Source organism: Bdellovibrio bacteriovorus HD100 (genome assembly GCF_000196175.1).
Taxonomy (GTDB): Bacteria; Bdellovibrionota; Bdellovibrionia; order Bdellovibrionales; family Bdellovibrionaceae; genus Bdellovibrio; species Bdellovibrio bacteriovorus.
Map to the genome: position 1 here is coordinate 202193 of NC_005363.1, position 20279 is coordinate 222471.

Below are 20279 nucleotides of genomic sequence, written 5' to 3' on the forward strand. Positions count from 1 at the left end.
GCCCTCGAACGCACGAATGGACTTAAAGGTGCTATGACCGAAGCTGACGTACAATCTATCGCTTTGTTTTTCTATTTTGCCCTGCTTGATGATCAAAAAGCGATAGAGGCTTCATCCCAAGCGCTGGCCCTTTGTCGGGCTCGCAAGGCGCGAAATCCTGATTTAAAAAATTCTGTCGCCATTGTTGCCGCGACCAAAACGGTCTGGGACAAGTTTAAAGTGCGTGTTTCCCGCGGGCGTCCCAACACCACGGTGGAATCCGGCTGGCTGATCCCGGATGCCGTCGATCTGGGCCCATGGCGTGAATTTCAAAAATCCGCCTCAGAAGACGAGCTATTGACTGTTATTTGGTCTAAAATCCTGAAGATAAGTGACGATGATATTTCGGCCGGTTTGGGCATCACCGAAGGCACCATTCGATATCGATTGGGCCGGGCTTTGCGCAAACTGGGAAGCATGACCCAAGGTGTGAGTAAACTAAAGCATGGCTCAGCAGGAAAATAAAGTTCAGCTCTCCAAAAAAAACAAAAGAGAGATTTCTCCGTTCATCGGGCATGAGCTGCTTTATGACTATTTGACGGGGACTCTGGATCCCGAACGCCGTTCTGCAGTTGAAGATCATGTTAAATTTTCGCGTGATGCCCAGTTGGATCTGGGAAAAATCGAAAATGGCCAGAAGTACGCCGAGTTGCTGGCGGACACGCGTGTGTCTGAACCGATTATTTCGCAAATCAATGCCCCTTCCAGCTATCTCACAGTCCTGATGCAAAAATCCAACTTCGACAAATGGCCTCAAGGTCTTAAATGGGGCCTCGAAGCCCTGGTTGTTGTCGGGGTGATTGTGACTTTGCTGTCCGTGACTCCATGGCAGAAAGTCATGCAGTTGGGCAGTCTGACTGGATCCAAAGAAGTGATTCTGGCGGAGGTTTCCAAAACTGAAACCGCCACGGTGGTGCAGGAAACTCCGGAATTCGTGGATGAAGGGGCTAAAGAGACGGCTCCAGCTGTGACAGCGAAGACTCCGGATACACCTGCGGCAGCCACTCCGGCTCCGGTGGCTTCAGCGACACCGACACCAGCGGCACCGGCTGCGGTGGCAGTAAAGCCGGATAAACCCGCAGAAACCGCACCTGCGGCGGCCTCCGGTGGGTTCCTTTATCGTGGTGAAATCTCTGCGACTAACATTGAAAGCATTGGCCCTAAGATCAATGACAAGATCCTTGAACTGGGTGGTCGTAAGGCCGGTTCCGTGGAGCTGGGTTGGAAGAAAACTCCGACATCCATGTATTATCACCTTACAATTCCTGAAGCGAAGTATCAGGACCTGATGAACTATCTGGGCACTTATGGGAAGACCAAATTTTCCAAAGAAAAACACCCTCGTGTGATGCCAGACGGAATCATTCGTCTGATCTTCACTTTGGATGAATCCAAAAAGTGAAAACACTCCGGAAGAAACCCAAACGATCCCTGCGCACGATCCTGATCATCTGGTTCGTCCTGTTTTCAGTCGTGCCACTGGCGTTCGTTACCGGTTATTCCATGATCAAATACGAAAAAGCCATCGATCATGAGCTGTCCCAGCGCTTGAGCGGCAATGCCCGGGAAGTGGAGCTGATCCTGGCGGATCTTCTGACCAGCATTCAGCAAAAACGCGACCGCTATGTGCGCGATCCAAGCCTTGTGTATCACATGGCGGAAGGGGACAGTGGCACCATCCGCAATATCTCCTCCCAATGGATCAAGGCTGACAATATTTCCAGTCTGACTTTCTTTAATCGCGAAGGCCGCATGCTGGCCTCGGTTTTCAAAGACGAAAAAGAGAACGTGCGCAGCTTTGTTCCCGTGCAGGATGCGGTTTTTCTGTCTGCGAAATATATGGCGCAGGTTAAAGATCAGCGTGAAATCTCTTTGGCTGAATTCGGTGACAAACAAAAAGTAAATCTGATCCTGATCTCCAAAATCACCGGGGCCGGTGGCCGCGTTGTGGGTTACATGGAACAGGTGATGGACCTGAACAAAGCCTTTGTGTCCAAGATCAAAAGCCGCCTGAAGCTGGAGCTGATCTTTTTCTCGGACAACGGGCAGGCGATCGTTGCCAGTCATCCGGATTTCTATCTCTATAAAAAAGACTTTTTCCGTCCTTACTTCCGCCCGGGGGCGGAACCCTTCTTTGATCTGAATGTGCGCAGCACTCCCTATGGTTTTTTGATCTATCCGCTGAATTGGGGCATCACAAAGTTCTATGTGGCGCTAGGTGCTTCCAAGAGCGAAGCCAAGGCCGTTCTTAAGAACGTCAACTATGCCTTTATCAGCGTCGTCGGTGCGGTTATTGTCCTGTTGATTCTGACAATTCTGGTGACCTCAAGCTGGGTTCTGAAACCACTTTACGAACTGGTCGATGCCCTGCAGTCCTTTGAATCCCAGGAACAGGCTGTCACCATCCCGGTGAAAAATGACACCGAGATCGGTCTTTTGACAGAGTCCTTCAATGAAATGAGCAAAAAAATCTGGGTGGCCCGTTCGGATCTTCGCAAGAAGATCACGGAACTTGAAGCGGCCAACAAAGAGCTGAAAGACACTCAGACTAAGCTTGTTCACTCTGCCAAAATGGTCAGTCTGGGGCAGTTGGTGGCGGGTGTGGCGCACGAGCTGAATAATCCGATTGGGTTTATCTACAGCAACATGACCCATCTGAAGGAATATTCTGAAAAACTGATCGAGCTTGCCAAGGTTGCCGAGAAAGATCCGCCGAAACTTCCGGCCCTGAAAGAAGAGTACGAATTTGACTATATCGTGAAGGATCTGCCGAAACTGGTGGCGTCTTGTCAGGATGGGGCTCGTCGTACGCGTGACATCGTTCTGGGTCTGCGCAATTTCTCTCGTCTGGAAGAGGCAAAGCTTCAGGAAATCGACGTTCATCAAAGCCTGGATACAACTTTGAATCTGTTGCAGGGTGAAATCAAAAACCGCATCGAGATTCATCGTCAGTATGAACCTACTCCTTTGATCCACTGTTATGCCAGCCAGGTGAATCAGGTGTTCATGAACATTCTGTCCAATGCGGTTCAGGCGATTGAAGGCAGCGGTCACATCTGGATTTCCACTTCGGCCTTGAAGGACTACAAGGGCTCCAAGGACAAACGGGGCTGGGTGCAAGTCTCAATTCAAGACAGCGGTAAAGGCATGTCCGCCGATGTTCTGGAAAAGATCTTCGACCCGTTCTTCACCACCAAGGGGGTCGGTCAGGGGACGGGACTGGGTTTGAGCATCTCTTATGGTATTGTTCAGAACCACGGGGGCGAAATTCAGGCCCGCTCGGAAGTGGGCGTAGGCACAGAGTTTATCGTGATCATCCCGGTTTATCCGCCGATTCAGGAAAAGAACCCTCAACCAACGTCCTAAATCCAAAGCGCCTCCGAGTAGCAGACTATTTTGCAGTATGCACGCGGATCAGTACCCTCAAGCTGTCTCAACTTGAGACAGGGCTAAACTTGAGAAATGGAACATATTGGCCGATAAGGGCCTTATGACATCGCAGAAGCCACAAAAGGAAAACTCTATGCTTTTGGCTTTGCTGCTCTTTGTGGGGGCGGCAGTGATGATCTTTGTCTATCTGGGGTCTGAAGATCCTCCGAAGAAAGTGGCCTCGGCTCCTGTGGCTGCAAAATCCGAAAAGTTTGAAAAATCGGTGAACCGCCATCTGATGTTGACCAACGAAAAGATGGAGATGGCCCGCCAGCGTATGCAAGTGGAAAACGCGCGACTGATGAACACTGATTTTAATTCCACCACTGCTCAAAGTGCTTATCACAATGAAAACCGTCTGGATCTGACTTCAGACACTCGGGCTCAGGAATTGGCGGAAGAACTGGGGCGTGGGGCACGCAAAGAGGAAAGTCTTTCCCCGCACGACATCGTCCAGAAAGAACTGTTCAACGCCGAACAACAGGCCGAATATTCTCAAGCCTATAAAGAAGAGTACGCCCGCCAGTTCGTTGAAAACGCGCGCCGTGGTGGATACCGTGTGATCTTAAGTGAGGATCTGTCCCGAGTTCTGTCGGTGACTCCGATCAAAAATCCGACTGGCTCGGGCATGAATGTGTTCGACTACAGTTCTGAGGCTATACAGTAAGACTGCGCACAGTCCGCGTCTTTCGCCACTTCTTAAAATACCCATGATCAGCCATACTAAAATAATTGTTTTCACAGACGACGAGATGATCGTTCAGCGGGATTTCAAACATCTGCGCCAGTTGATGAATTCGCCGGGTCAGGATCAGATCCTGTTCCGAGGGCAGAACGTTTTGGCTGGGGTGATTGTGCGCCAGAATAAATGAACTGGCATTGGCCTGCACCAGGCAGCGGAAGATGTCGCGCGGGTGAATCATACAAAAATCCACCGTCCCCCGAAACAGCATTTCTTTGAGGACCAGATTCATTTGCGAGTCCAGGGCGATGACCCACAGCTCTTCGGCATGGGGGTTGATTTCGTTGCGCAGGATTTCATAGGCTTGCAGGCTTGTGGACACTTCTCTCATATTTGTCCTTTGTTGCAAAATTACGGGGTTTTTAATGGAAAACTGGCCTGATTTAGCGGACGGATTTAGGACAGCCGTCCTGAAACGGGGGGGCATGACTTGCGCCCCGAAATACCCCAGCATAGACTTTGGAAGTGTCCGAAATGGACAGGAAGGTATTATGAAAAAGAATCTGACTTTTGCAGCCGTGGCTCTTTCTTTCTTGGCAATGACCAGTTGTGGTCCGAAAGCTTTTGTGAAAGGCCAGTACGACGACGTGAACCGTGAAAATCTTCTGAATGATCAGTGGTCTGAAACTGACATGCAGAAAGCAGTTCAGGATCTGGTGGCAAGTTTGATGACTTCTCCATCCATCAATGGCGCGAAAAAAATGCCAGTGGTTATGGTGACCGGCCTTCAGAATAAAACCAGCGAACACATCGACACTCAAAGCATCATGGACATGGTTCGTGTAGAGCTTATGAAATCCGGCAAAGTGGGTTTCATCGATAAAGAAGCCCGTCAGGATATCGCAGATGAATACAACTATCAGAATTCCGGTATGGTTGAAGAAGGCACCAAAAAAGGCCCAGGCGGTCAGATTGGCGCAGACTTCATCATCAACGGTCGTCTGGATTCCATCGTTCAGGAAGTGGGCAAAGACAAGTCCGTTTACTACAAACTGACTTTGAATCTGACCAACCTGAAATCCAGCATGATCACCTGGTCTGATCAGAAGCAGATCCGTAAAACATTCAAAAAGAAATCCATTGGTCTATAATTGATGAATCGTTTTGCTCAAAGACTCACGCATGCCGTGGGTCTTTTTTTAGTTTTGCCCCTGATGGGTTGCGCCACTTACCAAAGTAAAGTGCAACCCGCCCGCGAGGCATTGGCTCGTCATGATTTCACCAAGGCTCTGGCGGACTTGAAGCCCCTGGCCGACAAGGAAAATGACGATCAGCTGGCGTACCTGATGGACTACGGTGTAGCCCTGCAGGTGGCCGGACAACTGAAAGAGAGCAATCAGATTCTGATGAAAGCCGATCGCCTGGCTGAACTGGTCGATTATCAGTCGGTTTCCCGCATCGCCGGATCCTTGGCGCTGAATGAGGAAATGGTTCAGTACAAGGGCGACACTTTTGAAAAGATTTTCATCAACGCCTATCTGGCAATGAATTTCCTGGAGATGGATCAGCTGGATGATGCTCTGGTTGAAGCCCGTCGTATCAATGAAAAATATCTGAAATACCGTGCCGATGAAAAACAGGCGTTTGAGCTGAACTCGTTCAGTAAATATCTGTCGGCCGTGATCTGGGAAGCCAGCCGCAGTTATGATGATGCTTACATCGCTTACGCGGAAGCCTACAAAATTGACCCGTCCATTTCCACGATCCGCGAGGACCTGATTCGTTCGGCAAAACTGGCCCGTCGCATGGACAGCTACAAGGACTGGAAAAAGAAATTCCCTGATGTTGTGGAATCTGACTCTTGGTATGACCGCTCCAATGGAGAGCTGGTGATCATTTATCAACAGGGTTGGGGGCCGCGAAAATCCGCGGGTAAAAACAACGGACACACTTTGCCGACGCTGGTGCCGGTGCGCAGTCAGACTCAAAGGGCACGGTTGTATCTATCAAGCCAAACCGAGCCGCTGTTAAGCCGCGAGGTTTATGATGTGCAGTCCGCCGCCATGAAAACCCTGGAAGAGGACTATGGAATCCTTTTCGCCAAACGGATGGCTGGCATTGCCACCAAAGCCGTTTTGTCAGATCAGATCCGCCAGCAGAATCAGGCTTTGGGGGATTTGGCTTACATCGCGTTGTTGGTGGCCGATCGCGCGGATGTGCGACAGTGGTCTTTCCTGCCACAGACTATTCAAATCATCCGTGTGCCGTTGCGCGCGGGAACCTACAAGTTCCGCCTGGAAGGCGTGGACTACAGCAATACATCCACAGGGGAAGGTCTTGATTCCCGTGACGTGGAAATCAAAGCCGGTCAGAAGAAATTCGTGATCTGGCGATCACTGAAATAGCTGATCCCGAATCAAATTGCGGCTTTCAATTGTGGCTTAGACAATCGCCACATCATGAGATGAAAATAAACAAACAAATGAACTGGCCCGCTCTTGGCAATCCTTCTTGGCGATGTCGGCCCGTGACTCGGGTTGATTGAGTTTTTAGTTCAAAACCAAGGAGTTTATATGAAATGTCTTTTGATGAGTCTAGTGATGTTGGCTTCCGCACCAGCTTTTGCGGATTTTGGTGGCACACCTGAAAGCAAGGATTCTGCCTCCGTGATGGTGGGAAGCGGGGATATGTCGGATCGCGTGGAAAAGGCGAACTGCCGTGTTAATTATAAAGTCGGACAGGGATTTATTGAAGTCTATGGAATCTATGACGAGGATCGCAGACAGTCCGTGGGTCTGGGGGCCGGTATTGCGGTGAACAGCAGCGGTGTGACGCGAACAAAGCATTTCTGCACCAGCATGGGTTTAAAGTTCAGCTATCATCTGGATGATAATGCCATCAATCTGTTCTGTAATTCTGCTGACGGGAACGTGGCTCAAAAGGTCGAGATCATTCTGGATAAATCCGGCAAGCTGGCTAGCTACAGCACACGAAGCACTGTTTACGGTAGAACACAGTCTTTCAGCTGTTCTCGTTAATTCCGTTAAGAAAAATAAAAAAGGCCCCGCTTTGCGGAGCCTTTTTTGAAACCCTTGCTGAAAGGTCTTCTTAGTTGTTCAACAAAGAAGTGCCTGGCAGGTTTGGAGTTTCGTCGTCTTGCTGAAGACCTGGAAGTACAGTCGCTTTTTCAGCAGCTACTTTAGCAGTAGTGTCTGTGTTGTAGCGAGTCGCTGCAGTTGCAACGCGGTTTTCCAAGTTTTGTTTAACGCTGTCAGTAGAAGCGTTTTCAACAACTGTGTTCACTTGTTGCTTGGTCATGTAGTCCTGAGGGAACGCGCCAAGTTTAGCCAAGTAACCAGAGATGCTGCCGTTACCGTTCTGGATGATCTCACGCAGTGTGAAAAGAGGAGCGTACTGAGATGCTTTCTTTTCAGCTTCGAAGATGATCTGAGTCAGAGTCGCAGCTGTGATGTCATTTTTAGACTTGTTGTCGATAACCATCACTTCTTCGTTAGTGCGGATCATCTTAGCGATATCGTCCAAAGTCACATAGCAGCTTTGTTGAGTGTCGTAGAGTTTGCGGTTCTGATAGCGCTTGATGATTTTAACTTTAGAATTTGGCTTCGATGTCATTGTTTCGTTTTGGTTGATCAAAAGTGCCTCCCAATTTGAAATTTCCCCAAAGTCCCAAGGGGTTAACGGTGCCTTATGATTCGGCGTCCCCTTGCAGATGGGCGCAACCTATCCCTGCCGCCACCCCTTGTCAAGGGGTCCTAAAATCAAAAGAAAAGACTCTAGGCGTCATTTATTCTGCAAATAGCCATTCGTTTTTTCGAATTTTACAGACCTTTGTCTAAAGTTTTTTCCAAAGCCCGCCGAAATGTTAAGGAACGACCTTCAATCTTTGGCGGAAAATTAATGAAAAACGAGCAAAAACAAGAGTTTAAGTCCTCTGGTGTCTTGGCCCTGCTGGGCCTTGTAGGATTCTCTACAGCCATCATTGCGACGCCTTGGAATCGCCAGATTCAGGACTCTAAAAGTGAGACAGCTCGCCAAAAAGCAGAGGTCGTAGGCTACCAAGTTGTACAAATTTACCGCGAGGCATCAAAAAATACAGTGTCGGAAGACAAGGCCGGAGGCAGGCTGCCAGCTTCGGTTTCAGAGGATAAGTCCTCTTTGACTGCTGAAAACCTGCGCAGCACAGGCACCATGGGGACCGATCCCTGGGGGCAGCCGTACCGTTATCGCATTTTGTCCGGGGCAGATACCACTGGAAAGATCAAAATCCTGGTGTGGTCGTCCGGTCCAAACCAGAAAGTCGAAACGGCGTCCCTCGACGACGAGGGCAAATCCCTGGACTCTCAGCCTCTTTATGAAGGGGATGATTTGGGAGTCCTTCTGAGTGTGTCTCATAACTAGGCACTTTCTCATCCGCGTCCTTGGTCGCGTTTCCTCAATGGGCGCTTAAGCCGCATCAAGCAATTCTCATAAGAAGCCGATCAGCCTAGTGACTAAGGAGATTTCATGTTTCCATACACTAGGACCGCAATCATCGTTCCTTTCCTGATGACCCTCACGGCTTGCGCGACCTTCACGTCAAATGAGTCTGACGACAAAGCCCCTTACTACGAGGCATCATTCAACGATAGAAATCGCGCTCCTGCTTCCTTTGCTCCGGCGGTGGTCTCTCCGGAAGACAACGGTGCGGCCTCTTTGGATCCACTCTACATGCGCACTCAGGCGGATTATTACTTCGCGATGGGTGAGGCTTACGCTCTGGAAGGCAACTCCCAGAAAGCGGTGGAAGCTTTCAAAATGGTTCTTATTTACGATACCAATTCCCCGGCCGTGAACATGCGTCTGGCGGCAGAATTTCTGAAGCAGGGCATGATCACCGAATCTTTGGCGCAGGCTGAAGAAGCGGTGGCGAAAGACCCTAAGAACGTCGATAGCCACTTGTTGCTGGGTGGTTTGTATTCCTCCCTGAAGCTTTATCCAAAAGCGATGGAACAATACAACACCGTGATGAAGCTGCAGCCAGACAACACCGAAGCGCCCCTTTACATTGGTGCTTTGTACTCGGAACAGAAACAGTCTGACAAAGCGGTGAAGTACTTTGAGTCCCTGCTGAAAAACCCTGAATACAACACTCCGTACCTGGCTCACTACTATATCGGACGCGTGCGTCTGGAGCAGCCTGAAGCCAAATACCAAAAAGCGGCAGAAGCTTCCTTCAAGAAAGCTCTGGAGCTGAAGCCGGATTTCGCGGATGCGGTTCTGACTTTGGGTGTTCTTTATTCCAAGCAGAAAACGGAAGACAAAGCCGTGTCCTTGTACCGTGCTTTCCAGAAGGAAAACTCTCCAAGCCCACGTGTGGCGGAAGTCCTGGCGCAGATCTATATCGAGCGCGGTGATTATGAAAATGCGTATGAGCAGCTGGAAGTGATGGAAAATGATTCCGACGAGCCGCTGAATGTTCGCATGAAGATGGCTTTGATCCTGATTGAACAGAAACGTTACGACACTGCGGTGGCAAAACTGGAAGAGATCCTGAAAGATGCTCCAGAGTCTGACAAAGTTCGTTTCTATCTGGCCGCGGTTTATGAAGAAACCCGCCAGCATGAAAAAGCCGTGAAAGAGTACACGAAGATCCCTTCCACCAGCACTTACTATGGTGAAGCCGTGGTTCACGCTGCTTACCTGCTAAAAGGGTTGGGCCGTTTGAATGAAGGTTTGGAAGTGGCGGCCGCTGGTTTGAAAGCACGCCAGGATCAGCCTCAGATCTTTGCGATGTATGCTTCCTTGCTGGATGAAAAGGGCGACTATAAAAATGCCTCTGCGACATTGGAGCAGGGTCTGAAAAAGTTCCCGGAAAATGCTCAGCTTCGTTTCTATTACGGTACGATCAACGACCGTATGGGCAACAAAGATGTGGTCGTAACAGAAATGCAAAAGGTGCTGGAGTTGGATCCAAACCATGTGCAGGGCCTGAACTATCTGGCTTTCACCTGGGCTGAAATGGGCGTGAAACTGCCGGAAGCCGAAAAGCTGGCGCGTCGTGCGCTGGAGCTTGAGCCGACGGATGGTTATGTTCTGGATACTCTGGGCTGGATCTTGTACAAACAAAACAAGTTCGCTGAATCCATCAAGTTCCTGGAGGCCGCTTACAAACATCAGTCCACGGTGAGCATCATTGCTGAGCACCTGGGTGATGCATACTACAAGCATTCCATGGTGGATAAAGCCAAGAAGATGTACAAGAAAGCCGCGGATCTGGAAACCGAACCTAAAAAGGTTCAGGAAATCCGCAGCAAAATCACGGCGATTGAAAAGCAGGAGCTGAACGGCACACCTCGTCTGCCAGCTTCCGTTGAAAAGCCGGTGGCAGAACACGCTTCTGAAAAATAGATTTGAAATTTACAATTAAAACTAAAAAGCCCGCGCACTGCGGGCTTTTTCTTTTTAAGCTTAGGAAGCTGGTTCGGTTCTCTTTTCCTGAAGCAGGCCGCGCTCTTTCGTCGCCAGGAAAGAGTAATGGGCGGCATAAAAGATCACAGGTAAAGTCACGATGAACCCCGCGCCCCACAAAATTCCCGAGATCAGAACCGCCAGCGCCATATAAAAAGCGATGATGAAATATTCGCGGAAGTTCTTCAGCGATGCCAAGGCGGCAATATCCACAGCTTTCGCCAGTGCTGTGCCATTTTCAATGGTCATGCGCAGAGCATGAGCGAGCACCAGATAAAAATACACCGCCAGAATCAAAAGGCCCCACGACATCGGAATGGTGTGCAGGAAATCCTGAGGACTCTCCAGAACGCCAATGGCGGAGCCCAGCAGAGTGCTGGTCGGTAAAAGAATCAAAGAGGTGATAAGAAATGTCAGCGCATTTTCCTTCAGGAAGGTCAAATCCCGGGGCCAGGCTTTAAAAGTCAGATAACGATTGGTCACTTCCTGTAAAAACAGCAGGCCGAAGGAAATCAGCAGGGCGCTTACATAAGGAGTAAAACGCACCGCCAGAACGAACAGGGTGGCCGTACAGCCCAGAAAAAGGCTGTTTTTCCAGTCCGCTTTTAATTGAATCAAGGCTTGTTTAAGGGAATTCATTTCTCTATGCTAAGGCAATGATGAACAGGTTCAATTATTTTTTCATGTTCGTACTAACCCTTTTCCTTTCCGGGTGTGTCACTAAGACAGTGAAAGAGGGTGCGTTTCAAAAAGCGCAGTGGGAAACCAAGGCCCTGATCAAAAATCAGAAGGAAAATAAGACCCAGTCATTAAGTATAGATATTTTTGCGATCAAAAACGAAAGAGCGCGCTTTGAAATCACGGCTTTGCTGGGTTTTCAGGTGGCCAGTGTCGTGATGAGCCCGACAGAGATCTCTTATGCTGTTTATCCTCAAAAGACGTTCTTCTATGGGCGCAATACCGAACGTGCGTTCGCCAATGTGATTGGCATGCCACTGCATCCGATGAATCTGGCCAATATCGCTTTTGACGAACCTGTCAGAGGCCCTGGTTGGAAGTGTGGATTGGATCCCGCAGGGTTGATTTATCAATGTGAGAATATCGCCAAACAAACGCGCGTCGAGTGGTTGGATCGAAAAGAAGGGCAAAAGAAAGTCGTTATTACGGCCCCGCAATTTGAAATGCAGTGGCTCTTCGAAGCACCCAAGACTGAAGTCCAGTTTAAATCAGAGTTGTTCACCTTGAGACAACCGCAAGGGTTCAAAGCAATACAACTAAATTAAAAAACTCGTTAACCGTCTAGTAATGAGGCATACTCTAACAGAGTAGGTGTGTCACCAATCACCTTGGGGAGAGAATATGGCCTCTAAGTTTGATCTGCATTCACTGGTCGCCAACTGGCAAAACTCAAGCACTCATGCCAAAGAGCATTGGAGTGGCACCTTCGAGGAATATCTCGACCTGGTAAAACAAAATCCGAAAATCACGCGAAACGCCTATCAGCGCATGTATGACATGATCGTTGAAGAAGGCACTGAAACGTACATTGATTTCAAAAAAGAAGTCATTCGCTACAAGTTCTTCGACGACGTTCATAACAATGGCAAAGACGCGGTCTTCGGCCTGGATGTGCAGTTGATGAAATTGGTGAATGTTCTGAAAGCGGCGGCCCTGGGTTACGGAACCGAGAAACGTGTGATCCTGCTGCACGGCCCGGTGGGAAGTGCGAAATCCACCATCTGCCGCATGCTGAAAAAGGGTCTTGAGCGCTACTCGCACACCAAGCAGGGTGCGGTGTACACCTTTGAATGGATCGATGAAAAACTCGAACTTGATGGTTTGCTGGGTAAAGGTGTGAAGGTCTTCCATTCCCCAATGAATGAAGAACCTTTGCTGCTGATTCCGGAAGAGCTTCGTTCCACGGTTTATGACTCTATCAACAAAGGCCAGGAAGGCAGCTTCCGTGTGCACGTGGATGGCGAATTAAGCCCGCCTTCTCGTTTTATCTTTAAAGCCCTGATGGAAAAATACGACGGCAACCTGATGCAGGTTCTGTCGCACGTGCGTGTGAAAAGATTGTTCATCTCTGAAGCGGACCGTGTGGGTATTGGTACCTTCCAGCCGAAAGATGAAAAGAATCAGGACTCCACCGAGCTTACGGGTGATATCAACTATCGTAAAATTGCCGAATACGGATCTGATTCTGATCCGCGCGCCTTTAACTTTGACGGGGAGTTCAACGTCGCCAATCGTGGGATGATTGAATTCGTCGAGGTTCTGAAGCTGGATGTGGCCTTCTTGTACGATCTGTTGGGGGCTTCGCAAGAACACCGTGTGAAACCTAAAAAGTTCGCACAGACCCATATCGATGAAGTGATCATCGGTCACACGAATGAACCGGAATACCGTCGTTTGCAAGACAACGAATTCATGGAAGCTCTTCGTGACCGTACCGTGAAGATCGACATTCCTTACATCACGCGCTGGAGAGATGAAATCAACATTTACAAACGCGACTTCAATTCCCAGAAAGTGCGTGGAATCAGTATTGCCCCGCACACGGTTGAAATGGCCGCAATGTGGGCGATTCTGACCCGTCTGGAAAAACCGAAGAAAGCCAATTTGACCCGTTTGCAGAAACTGAAACTGTATAACGGTAAAACGCTGCCGAACTATACTGAAGACAACGTTCGCGAGCTTCGTAAAGAAACTGTGCGTGAGGGGCTTGAGGGTATTTCAGCCCGTTATATCCAGGATAAACTTTCCAACGCCCTGGTGGCGGCTCAGCAGTCCAACAAAGGATCTGTGAATCCGTTCATGGTGTTTAAAGAGCTTGAATCCGGTTTGAAAAGTCACTCGTTGATCGCCAACGAAGAGCTGAAGACCGAGTTTAAGGAACTTCTGGGTGTGGTCATGCAGGAGTACGAGGAAATCATCAAAGCTGAGGTGCAAAGAGCCATCAGTGCCGATGAAAGTGCCATGCAGCGACTGTGTGCCAACTATATTGATAACGTCAAAGCCTATACGCAAAGAGAACGAGTTCGCAATCAGTTCACCGGCAACGACGAGGAGCCGGATGAGCGTCTGATGCGATCTATCGAAGAGAAGATCGAGATCCCTGAGTCCCGCAAGGATGATTTCCGTCGCGAGATCATGAACTACATCGGGGCCCTGGCTTTGGAAGGCAAGAAGTTCAACTACAAGATGAACGAACGCCTGCATAAAGCCATCGAGTTGAAACTCTTCGAGGATCAGAAAGACAGCATCAAGCTGACCACTTTGGTAAGCAACGTTGCTGACAAAGACACTCAAGAGAAGATTGATATTGTAAAAACCCGTCTCATCAAGGACTTCGGTTACGATGAAATCTCTGCTACGGATGTATTGCATTACGTGGCAAGTATCTTCGCCCGAGGGGACGTAAAGAATAAATAATGTCGATACGCGAAGACCATAACAGATTCAGAGAGATCGTTAAAGGCAAGGTCAAAGAGGATCTGCGCAAGTACGTCTCTCAGGGCGAAATGATCGGGAAGCGTGAAGATGAATTCGTGAAGATTCCGCTTCCGCGCATCGATATTCCCAACTTCCGGTACGGTCCCAAACAACAGGGCGGGGTCGGTCAGGGGGAAGGGCAGCCGGGTCAGGATGTTGGTGATCCGGGTGAAGGCGGACAGGGTCAGGCCGGCGAGGCTCCGGGCGAACACCTTGTCGAAGTCGAAATGTCGATGGACGAGCTGGCGGACATTCTGGGTGAAAAACTGGAATTGCCGCTGATTCAGCCCAAAGGCGCCAAAAACATTGATTCCCTGAAGACAAAATTCACAGGCCTTGCGCCGGTGGGGCCAGAGGGCTTGCGCCACTTCAAATCATCTTACAAACGTGCCTTGAAGCGCATGGTGGGTTCCGGAACTTATAATTCCGAAGACCCGCTGGTGCTGCCGATCCGCCGGGATATGCAGTACAAGTCCTTTAAGAAAGTGCAGCAACCACAAACCCAGGCCGTGGTCATCTATATGATGGACGTGTCGGGTTCCATGGGTGAAGAGCAGAAGGAAATCGTCCGTCTGGAAAGTTTCTGGATTAACACCTGGCTGCGCAAACACTATAAGGGCCTTGAAACCAGATTTATCATTCACGACGCCTCGGCCAAAGAGGTGGACGAAGACACGTTCTTCCGCACCAGTGAGTCGGGTGGAACCCTGATCAGCTCGGCTTATAAGCTGTGCCAGGAAATCATTCAGACGGATTATCCCACGAATGAATGGAACATTTATCCGTTCCATTTTTCAGATGGCGATAACTGGTCGGGCGAGGATACGCGTCTATGTGTTAAGATGCTGCAGGAATTCTTCCTGCCGAACTGTAACGTTTTCAGTTATGGCCAGGTGGAAAGCAAATACGGCAGCGGGCAGTTCCTGAAGGACCTGCAAAAGGAATTTGGCGAGGATGAAAGACTGACACTCAGTCAGATCGAAAACCGCGACAAGATCCTGGATTCAATCAAAGACTTCCTAGGAAAAGGAAAGTAGGGCGGAGCTCGTATGGCTAATCTGACACCCGAACTTGAAGCCGAAAGAAAAAGAATCTGCCAGATCGCGAAAGACGCGGGCCTTGATTTCTTTGAGACGATCTTTGAGCTGATCACCTACGATCAGATCAATCAGTTCGCCGCTTACGGTGGATTCCCGGTGCGCTATCCGCACTGGAAGTTCGGGATGGAGTATGAGCACCTTTCCAAGAGCTATGAATACGGCCTTTCCAAAATCTATGAAATGGTGATCAACACCGATCCGTGCTACGCGTACCTGATGGAAGGCAACGCCATGATGGACCAGAAACTGGTCATGGCCCACGTTTACGGTCACTGTGATTTCTTTAAGAACAATATCTGGTTTTCCAAAACCAACCGCAAGATGATGGATCAAATGGCGAATCACGCCACACGCATCCGCCGCTACATGGACCGTCACGGTCAGGATGTGGTGGAAAACTTCATCGACGTGTGTTTGTCCCTGGAAAACCTGATTGATCGCTACAGTCCGTATGTGGAAAAGTCTGTGGTAAAGCCGCAGAATCCGCCACCGGCGCAGGAACCAAACTATCTGCTGCGGGTGGATCGTTCCTATATGCGCGACTATATCAATCCGCCTTCTTTTGTTGAAGAGCAGCGCCGCAAGGCCGATGCCGAAGCGCAGGCCAGAGCTCAGCGTTTCCCGGCGGAACCGGAAAAAGATGTTCTTAATTTCTTCATTCACTATGCCCCGCTGACGGACTGGCAGCAGGATGTGCTGTCGATCATCCGTGATGAGGCCTATTATTTCTCGCCTCAAGGGATGACCAAGACCATGAATGAAGGTTGGGCGTCTTACTGGCATTCCAAGCTGATGACGACCAAGATTTTGAATGACTCTGAAATCATCGACTTTGCCGATCACCATGCCGGCACGATGGCAATGGCTCCGAACGGATACAATCCCTACAAAGTCGGCATCGAACTGATGCGCGATATCGAGGACCGTTGGAACAAAGGGCAGTTCGGTCGCGAATGGGAAGAGTGCGATGACGTGCGCGAGCGCAAGCACTGGGATAAGAAATTGGGCCTGGGCCGTGACAAGATCTTCGAAGTCAGAAAAGTCTGCAATGACGTGACGTTCATTGATCAGTTCCTGACCGAGGACTTCTGTGTGCGCAACAAAATGTTTGTGTACAAGTTCAATAAAAAGACCCAGAAGTTCGAGGTCGATACCAAGGACTTTAAGGCGATCAAAGCCCAATTGCTGTTCCATATGACAAACTTTGGCCAGCCGATCATTCGCATTGAGGACGCCAATTTTGAAAACCGCGGGGAGCTGCTTTTGACTCATCTGCATGAAGGCATCGACATGCAACCGGATTTCATGAGCGAAACCCTGAAAAACGTCTTCAAACTTTGGAAGCGCCCGGTGAATATCGCGACCGTGATGGATGAAACTCCGCAGCTTTTTAGATTCGATGGAAAAGAGTATACTCAGCACAAGTTGGGTGAAGAGCCCAGCCCTAATCCATCCAATCAAGAGAGCTCAGGTTCGTGAAAAATACTCGCTTAGTTTTTAGTACTGATCCCCGTGACAACGTGACATGTCCCAACTGTAAGGAATTGAAGTCCGAATGCCGCTGTCGTCCTGAGGACACGGTGCAAGAAGGTCAGTTCACAGTAGTGTTCCGCCTGGAAAAAGGGGGGCGGGGTGGAAAAACTGTCACGGTTCTTGATGGATTCCCTCGTAATGAAGAGTACTTAAAGACTTTGGCCAAAGAATTCAAAGCCAAATGCGGCGTCGGTGGAACCCATATCCTGGGCGACAAAGCCGGGATGATCGAAATCCAGGGTGACAAAAGAGACCAATTGAAGAAGATTCTGGAAGCGAAGAAGATCAAATTTAAAGGCATGTAAAACTGGACCCTGTGCAACTTGCACTTTACATTTGTAGGGCTCATGCTTTTAAATATGAATATGTTTACGACTTCCACTCCTTTAAGGGGAACGGACTTGGCTGCAAAAAAAATCGTGATTGTAGATGACTATGAAGAAAGCTGTAAGCTCCTGGCGGAGATTCTCAGCTCCACGTATGAGTGTTCTTACACTTCTGACAGCACTTCTGCGTTCCGCTTGATCAATGAAAAACGCCCGGATCTGATTCTGCTGGATTATAAAATGCCAGGGGTGATGGGTGTGGATGTGTGTCGTATGGTTCGCGAAAGTGATTCCACGAAAAACACGCCGATCATCTTCGTTTCCGGTGCGGCGACGATTGATGAAAGAATCAAAGCGTTTGAAACCGGTGCTGATGACTTCATCTCAAAGCCTTTCCACGTGAAAGAGCTGATTCTAAGAATCAAAGCCCGTCTTTCAGAAAAAGAGCCGGAAGCGGCATCTGAGCTGAATGCGGCGAATATGAAGATGAACCTTCTTTCCCGCCAGGTGTTTGTGGATGGTGAAGAAGTGAACCTGACGCCAAAACAGTTCGATATTCTGAAGCTTCTGGTGGCCGGAAAGAACAATCTGGTCACTCGGGAAAAATGTCTTTCAGAAATCTGGGGCGATACGGAAGTGACGTCCCGAAATGTGGATTCACAGATCAATTATCTGAAACGTAAAATCCATAAATTCAACGGCCGCATCGTTGCGGTTCCGTCCTTGGGCTATCGCCTGGAAGCTCAGGAATAGTTCCCCAAAATATCACAAAGAGGCTTGCCCCAGGGGTTTTATGGGTCCACACTTAATGTATGGACGCAGCAAAACCCTTGCTGATTGGTCTTTCTCCCCGTCTGCTTTATAAAACTCCAGACGGCTTTGAGATCAAAAGCAAATCAATCCAGTACCTAGAGCAGAACTTGGCCCACTTGATCGCCAAACACGGCGGCTTGGTGTTTATGGTTCCTTCATTGGAATCATCCGGCTTGCTTGAAAAAGATGATCTAAATGTTCATCAGTATGCCGAAATTCTGGATGGTTTGGTCCTACAGGGCGGTGTGGACATCTGTCCGACCTTGTATGGTGAAGAGCCCATTGACGTCATGGTTAATCACAAGACGGATCCGATTCGTGATCGTTATGAGCTGAAACTGCTGAAAGCCTTTGCGACCCGGAACAAACCTGTTCTGGGGATCTGCCGCGGCTTTCAGCTGATGAATGTGTTTAAGGGCGGTACGCTTTTCCAGGATCTGCCGACCCAACTTCCCAGCAATCTGGCGCACTTTAAATCAGAGCTTTATGAAAAGCTCACGCATCGGGTGGAGATCACTCCGGGCGGAATGCTTCAAAAGATGTATACCGAAGGCGGAGAGATTGTTTCGATCCACCATCAGGGTGTGAAGAAGCTGGGGAGCGGTTTGCGAGTCGAAGCGACTTCCGAAGACGGTCTGGTGGAGGCGTTTAGCTCCACTCAGGACGGCTTCTTTGTGGGGGTGCAGTGGCACCCGGAATTTCATATCGATGAAGAGGAAAGATTCCTGTCATCAGAACCCTTGGTGAAAAAGTTCCTGGAGGCCTGCAAAGGCCCCCGAGTCCAACCGTCAGAAAAAATTCTGGGTCTGTAATCTATTGCTGAAACTTAGTCCTTGTTGCGCAGACGGCTCCAGAAGCTGCGCTTCTTGGGAGCGTGCTCACTTTTGCCAGCAGACTTGCCTTCACTTTTGTGAGCAGGTTTGTGAGCCGGTTTTGCGTGCGCAGGTTTGCTGTGAGTTTTGTGGGAAGCGGCACCTTCAGATTTGTGCTCGGATTTAGTATGAGTCTTGCCACCATGATCAGGCTTATTGCCGCCCTGAGGTTTGCCTCCCGCTTTCTTTCCGCCATGACCGCCTTGAGGGGCGCCACCGCCTTGACGTCTTGGCCCGCCACCGCGATTTTTAGCCTTATTCTGCAGGCGCTGGCCTTCCAGAATCGCTTTGGCTTTACCCACGGTCATCACCGGAGCGTTGGCAATTTCGGTGGAATGGAACGGATGATCTTCGACCACAGTGACTTTCGTGCGTGTGGTTTTTTCAATCGCAAACAGGAAGGATCTTTCTTCAGCAGTGCAGAAGGAAATAGAAATACCGGTAGCGCCTGCGCGCGCGGTTCTTCCGATACGGTGAACGTAGGATTCCGGAATGTGCGGAAGCTCCAGGTTGATCACGTGAGTAATGCCGTCGATATCAATACCACGGGCGGCGATGTCAGTCGCTACCAACACACGCACATCGCCGTTTTTGAATTCTTCCAGCGCACGCTGACGCTGGTTCTGGGATTTGTCGCCGTGAATGCCGGCGGCCGCAACGCCCGCCTTCGTCAGTCGGTCAACGACGCGGTTGGCGCCGTATTTCATCTGCACAAATACCAGCACTTTGGACAAAGATTCGTCTTTCAGAATGTGCAGCAATAGATCCAGCTTCTGAGGTTTGTCTACGAACATCACACGCTGTTCAACTTTTTCAGCCGTTGAAGAAACCGGAGTCACTTCCACTTTTTTCGGATTCACCAGAATCCTGTTGGCCAAAGTCTGAATCTCGTGTGGCATGGTTGCAGAGAAGAACAGGTTGTGACGTTTTTGCGGAAGCAGGGGCAGGATCTTTTTAATATCCTGCATGAAGCCCATGTCCAGCATGCGGTCGGCTTCATCCAGTACAAAGATTTCCACGCGATCCAGCTTCAGGTGCTTTTGTCCGTGCAGGTCCATCAGGCGGCCCGGAGTCGCAATCAGAATGTCCACGCCACCTTGCAGGGCGCGCACTTGGGGATTTTGTCCCACGCCGCCGAAGATCACAGCGTGTTTCATGTTCAGGTGTTTGCTGTAAGCCTCGATGTTTTCGTGAATCTGAATCGCCAGCTCGCGGGTCGGAGTCAAAATCAGGCAACGCGGGGATTTCGGTTCGATCTTGCGTGTGTGTTTGGAAAGGTTTTGCAGGATCGGCAAAGAAAACGCCGCAGTTTTCCCGGTGCCGGTCTGGGCGATGCCCAATAGGTCGTGCCCTTCAAGAATAACAGGGATCGCTGCCAACTGAATCGGGGTTGGAGTTTCGTATCCTGCTTCTTTAAGTGAAAATTGAAGAGGGGCAATCAAAGGAAGGTCGGTAAATTTAGTCGTCGTCATGTGACGGAACTTCTACAGGTCAGGGGGAGGTCTGTAAACCTCTATCTTTC

At 49.6% G+C, this 20279-nt stretch carries 20 protein-coding genes; 16 read left to right on the plus strand and 4 right to left on the minus strand.

Translation table 11 applies throughout. The features are described from left to right. The first annotated feature begins 33 nt into the window (after window positions 1–33). The 4 genes from BD_RS00980 (at window position 34) to BD_RS00995 (ending at window position 4135) form a co-directional block, all read left to right on the plus strand. Window positions 34–504, plus strand: coding sequence for a helix-turn-helix domain-containing protein (locus BD_RS00980; RefSeq protein ID WP_011162816.1), 471 nt, complete (start codon window positions 34–36; stop codon window positions 502–504). Further along, on the plus strand, window positions 485–1441 hold the full coding sequence (locus BD_RS00985) for a zf-HC2 domain-containing protein (protein WP_080558970.1): 957 nt from the start codon (window positions 485–487) through the stop codon (window positions 1439–1441). Before BD_RS00980 ends, BD_RS00985 begins: the two co-directional genes overlap by 20 nt. Then, window positions 1438–3405 carry a HAMP domain-containing sensor histidine kinase gene (locus BD_RS00990; RefSeq protein ID WP_011162818.1) on the plus strand — a complete coding sequence of 656 codons (1968 nt, stop codon included), beginning with the start codon at window positions 1438–1440 and terminating at the stop codon, window positions 3403–3405. Before BD_RS00985 ends, BD_RS00990 begins: the two co-directional genes overlap by 4 nt. Before the next feature lie 124 nt (window positions 3406–3529). After that, window positions 3530–4135, plus strand: coding sequence for a hypothetical protein (locus tag BD_RS00995; RefSeq protein ID WP_231839232.1), 606 nt, complete (start codon window positions 3530–3532; stop codon window positions 4133–4135). Here the strand turns inward: BD_RS00995 and BD_RS01000 are convergent. Continuing rightward, complete coding sequence (locus tag BD_RS01000; RefSeq protein WP_231839233.1) at window positions 4125–4541, minus strand: JAB domain-containing protein; 417 nt, start codon at window positions 4539–4541, stop codon at window positions 4125–4127. The genes BD_RS00995 and BD_RS01000 overlap by 11 nt on opposite strands. Window positions 4542–4701: 160 nt before the next feature. Between BD_RS01000 and lpoB the strand changes: the two genes are divergently transcribed. From lpoB to BD_RS01015, 3 genes are all read left to right on the plus strand, one after another. Further along, window positions 4702–5301 carry a penicillin-binding protein activator LpoB gene (gene lpoB, locus BD_RS01005; RefSeq protein ID WP_038450554.1) on the plus strand — a complete coding sequence of 200 codons (600 nt, stop codon included), beginning with the start codon at window positions 4702–4704 and terminating at the stop codon, window positions 5299–5301. 3 nt (window positions 5302–5304) lie between these two features. Next, window positions 5305–6555 (plus strand): COG3014 family protein, encoded by a 1251-nt coding sequence (locus tag BD_RS01010; RefSeq protein ID WP_038450556.1) that lies wholly within the window; start codon window positions 5305–5307, stop codon window positions 6553–6555. Between the two features lie 168 nt (window positions 6556–6723). Further along, window positions 6724–7188: a hypothetical protein gene (locus tag BD_RS01015; protein WP_011162823.1), complete on the plus strand. Its 465-nt coding sequence runs from the start codon at window positions 6724–6726 to the stop codon at window positions 7186–7188. A 70-nt stretch (window positions 7189–7258) separates the two neighbouring features. On the opposite strand, the gene BD_RS01020 is transcribed toward BD_RS01015, so the two are convergent. Beyond that, on the minus strand, window positions 7259–7783 hold the full coding sequence (locus BD_RS01020; RefSeq protein ID WP_231839234.1) for a polyhydroxyalkanoate synthesis regulator DNA-binding domain-containing protein: 525 nt from the start codon (window positions 7781–7783) through the stop codon (window positions 7259–7261). Between the two features lie 285 nt (window positions 7784–8068). On the opposite strand from BD_RS01020, the gene BD_RS01025 reads away from it, so the two are divergent. After that, window positions 8069–8569, plus strand: coding sequence for a hypothetical protein (locus BD_RS01025; RefSeq protein WP_157865625.1), 501 nt, complete (start codon window positions 8069–8071; stop codon window positions 8567–8569). Between the two features lie 105 nt (window positions 8570–8674). Further along, window positions 8675–10558, plus strand: coding sequence for a tetratricopeptide repeat protein (locus tag BD_RS01030; RefSeq protein ID WP_011162826.1), 1884 nt, complete (start codon window positions 8675–8677; stop codon window positions 10556–10558). 60 nt (window positions 10559–10618) lie between these two features. Here the strand turns inward: BD_RS01030 and BD_RS01035 are convergent, their stop codons facing one another. Then, window positions 10619–11257, minus strand: coding sequence for a hypothetical protein (locus BD_RS01035; RefSeq protein ID WP_011162827.1), 639 nt, complete (start codon window positions 11255–11257; stop codon window positions 10619–10621). Between the two features lie 44 nt (window positions 11258–11301). On the opposite strand from BD_RS01035, the gene BD_RS01040 reads away from it, so the two are divergent. The 7 genes from BD_RS01040 to BD_RS01070 all read left to right on the plus strand — a co-directional run bounded on the left by BD_RS01040 (window position 11302) and on the right by BD_RS01070 (window position 18697). Next, window positions 11302–11901: a hypothetical protein gene (locus BD_RS01040; protein ID WP_144313892.1), complete on the plus strand. Its 600-nt coding sequence runs from the start codon at window positions 11302–11304 to the stop codon at window positions 11899–11901. A 76-nt stretch (window positions 11902–11977) separates the two neighbouring features. Then, window positions 11978–14053 carry a PrkA family serine protein kinase gene (locus BD_RS01045; RefSeq protein ID WP_011162829.1) on the plus strand — a complete coding sequence of 692 codons (2076 nt, stop codon included), beginning with the start codon at window positions 11978–11980 and terminating at the stop codon, window positions 14051–14053. Continuing rightward, window positions 14053–15150, plus strand: a complete 1098-nt coding sequence (locus BD_RS01050) for a DUF444 family protein (RefSeq protein ID WP_011162830.1) — start codon at window positions 14053–14055, stop codon at window positions 15148–15150. Before BD_RS01045 ends, BD_RS01050 begins: the two co-directional genes overlap by 1 nt. A 12-nt stretch (window positions 15151–15162) precedes the next feature. After that, window positions 15163–16692: a SpoVR family protein gene (locus tag BD_RS01055; RefSeq protein ID WP_011162831.1), complete on the plus strand. Its 1530-nt coding sequence runs from the start codon at window positions 15163–15165 to the stop codon at window positions 16690–16692. Window positions 16693–16757: 65 nt separating this feature from the next. Then, entirely contained in the window at window positions 16758–17051 is a 294-nt protein-coding gene (locus tag BD_RS01060; protein ID WP_050792887.1) for a translation initiation factor, read from the plus strand. 96 nt (window positions 17052–17147) lie between these two features. Then, complete coding sequence (locus BD_RS01065; protein ID WP_226987885.1) at window positions 17148–17825, plus strand: response regulator transcription factor; 678 nt, start codon at window positions 17148–17150, stop codon at window positions 17823–17825. Between the two features lie 59 nt (window positions 17826–17884). Further along, window positions 17885–18697: a gamma-glutamyl-gamma-aminobutyrate hydrolase family protein gene (locus BD_RS01070; RefSeq protein WP_011162834.1), complete on the plus strand. Its 813-nt coding sequence runs from the start codon at window positions 17885–17887 to the stop codon at window positions 18695–18697. 14 nt (window positions 18698–18711) lie between these two features. Here BD_RS01070 and BD_RS01075 read toward each other — a convergent pair whose 3' ends face one another. Beyond that, entirely contained in the window at window positions 18712–20229 is a 1518-nt protein-coding gene (locus BD_RS01075) for a DEAD/DEAH box helicase (RefSeq protein ID WP_011162835.1), read from the minus strand. Between the last annotated feature and the right edge of the window lie 50 nt (window positions 20230–20279).

Excerpts from the sequence above, each read along its gene's own strand:
- BD_RS01000 (WP_231839233.1), bottom strand. The coding sequence starts at position 4,541 with ATGAGAGAAGTGTCCACAAGCCTGCAAGCCTATGAAATCCTGCGCAAC.
- BD_RS01070 (WP_011162834.1), top strand. The coding sequence starts at position 17,885 with ATGGACGCAGCAAAACCCTTGCTGATTGGTCTTTCTCCCCGTCTGCTT.
- BD_RS00985 (WP_080558970.1), top strand. The coding sequence starts at position 485 with ATGGCTCAGCAGGAAAATAAAGTTCAGCTCTCCAAAAAAAACAAAAGA.
- BD_RS01040 (WP_144313892.1), top strand. The coding sequence starts at position 11,302 with ATGTTCGTACTAACCCTTTTCCTTTCCGGGTGTGTCACTAAGACAGTG.
- BD_RS01015 (WP_011162823.1), top strand. The coding sequence starts at position 6,724 with ATGAAATGTCTTTTGATGAGTCTAGTGATGTTGGCTTCCGCACCAGCT.
- BD_RS01035 (WP_011162827.1), bottom strand. The coding sequence starts at position 11,257 with ATGAATTCCCTTAAACAAGCCTTGATTCAATTAAAAGCGGACTGGAAA.
- BD_RS01050 (WP_011162830.1), top strand. The coding sequence starts at position 14,053 with ATGTCGATACGCGAAGACCATAACAGATTCAGAGAGATCGTTAAAGGC.
- BD_RS01025 (WP_157865625.1), top strand. The coding sequence starts at position 8,069 with ATGAAAAACGAGCAAAAACAAGAGTTTAAGTCCTCTGGTGTCTTGGCC.
- BD_RS01020 (WP_231839234.1), bottom strand. The coding sequence starts at position 7,783 with ATGACATCGAAGCCAAATTCTAAAGTTAAAATCATCAAGCGCTATCAG.
- BD_RS01030 (WP_011162826.1), top strand. The coding sequence starts at position 8,675 with ATGTTTCCATACACTAGGACCGCAATCATCGTTCCTTTCCTGATGACC.
- BD_RS00980 (WP_011162816.1), top strand. The coding sequence starts at position 34 with ATGACCGAAGCTGACGTACAATCTATCGCTTTGTTTTTCTATTTTGCC.
- BD_RS01075 (WP_011162835.1), bottom strand. The coding sequence starts at position 20,229 with ATGACGACGACTAAATTTACCGACCTTCCTTTGATTGCCCCTCTTCAA.
- BD_RS00995 (WP_231839232.1), top strand. The coding sequence starts at position 3,530 with ATGACATCGCAGAAGCCACAAAAGGAAAACTCTATGCTTTTGGCTTTG.
- BD_RS01010 (WP_038450556.1), top strand. The coding sequence starts at position 5,305 with ATGAATCGTTTTGCTCAAAGACTCACGCATGCCGTGGGTCTTTTTTTA.
- BD_RS01055 (WP_011162831.1), top strand. The coding sequence starts at position 15,163 with ATGGCTAATCTGACACCCGAACTTGAAGCCGAAAGAAAAAGAATCTGC.
- lpoB (WP_038450554.1), top strand. The coding sequence starts at position 4,702 with ATGAAAAAGAATCTGACTTTTGCAGCCGTGGCTCTTTCTTTCTTGGCA.
- BD_RS01045 (WP_011162829.1), top strand. The coding sequence starts at position 11,978 with ATGGCCTCTAAGTTTGATCTGCATTCACTGGTCGCCAACTGGCAAAAC.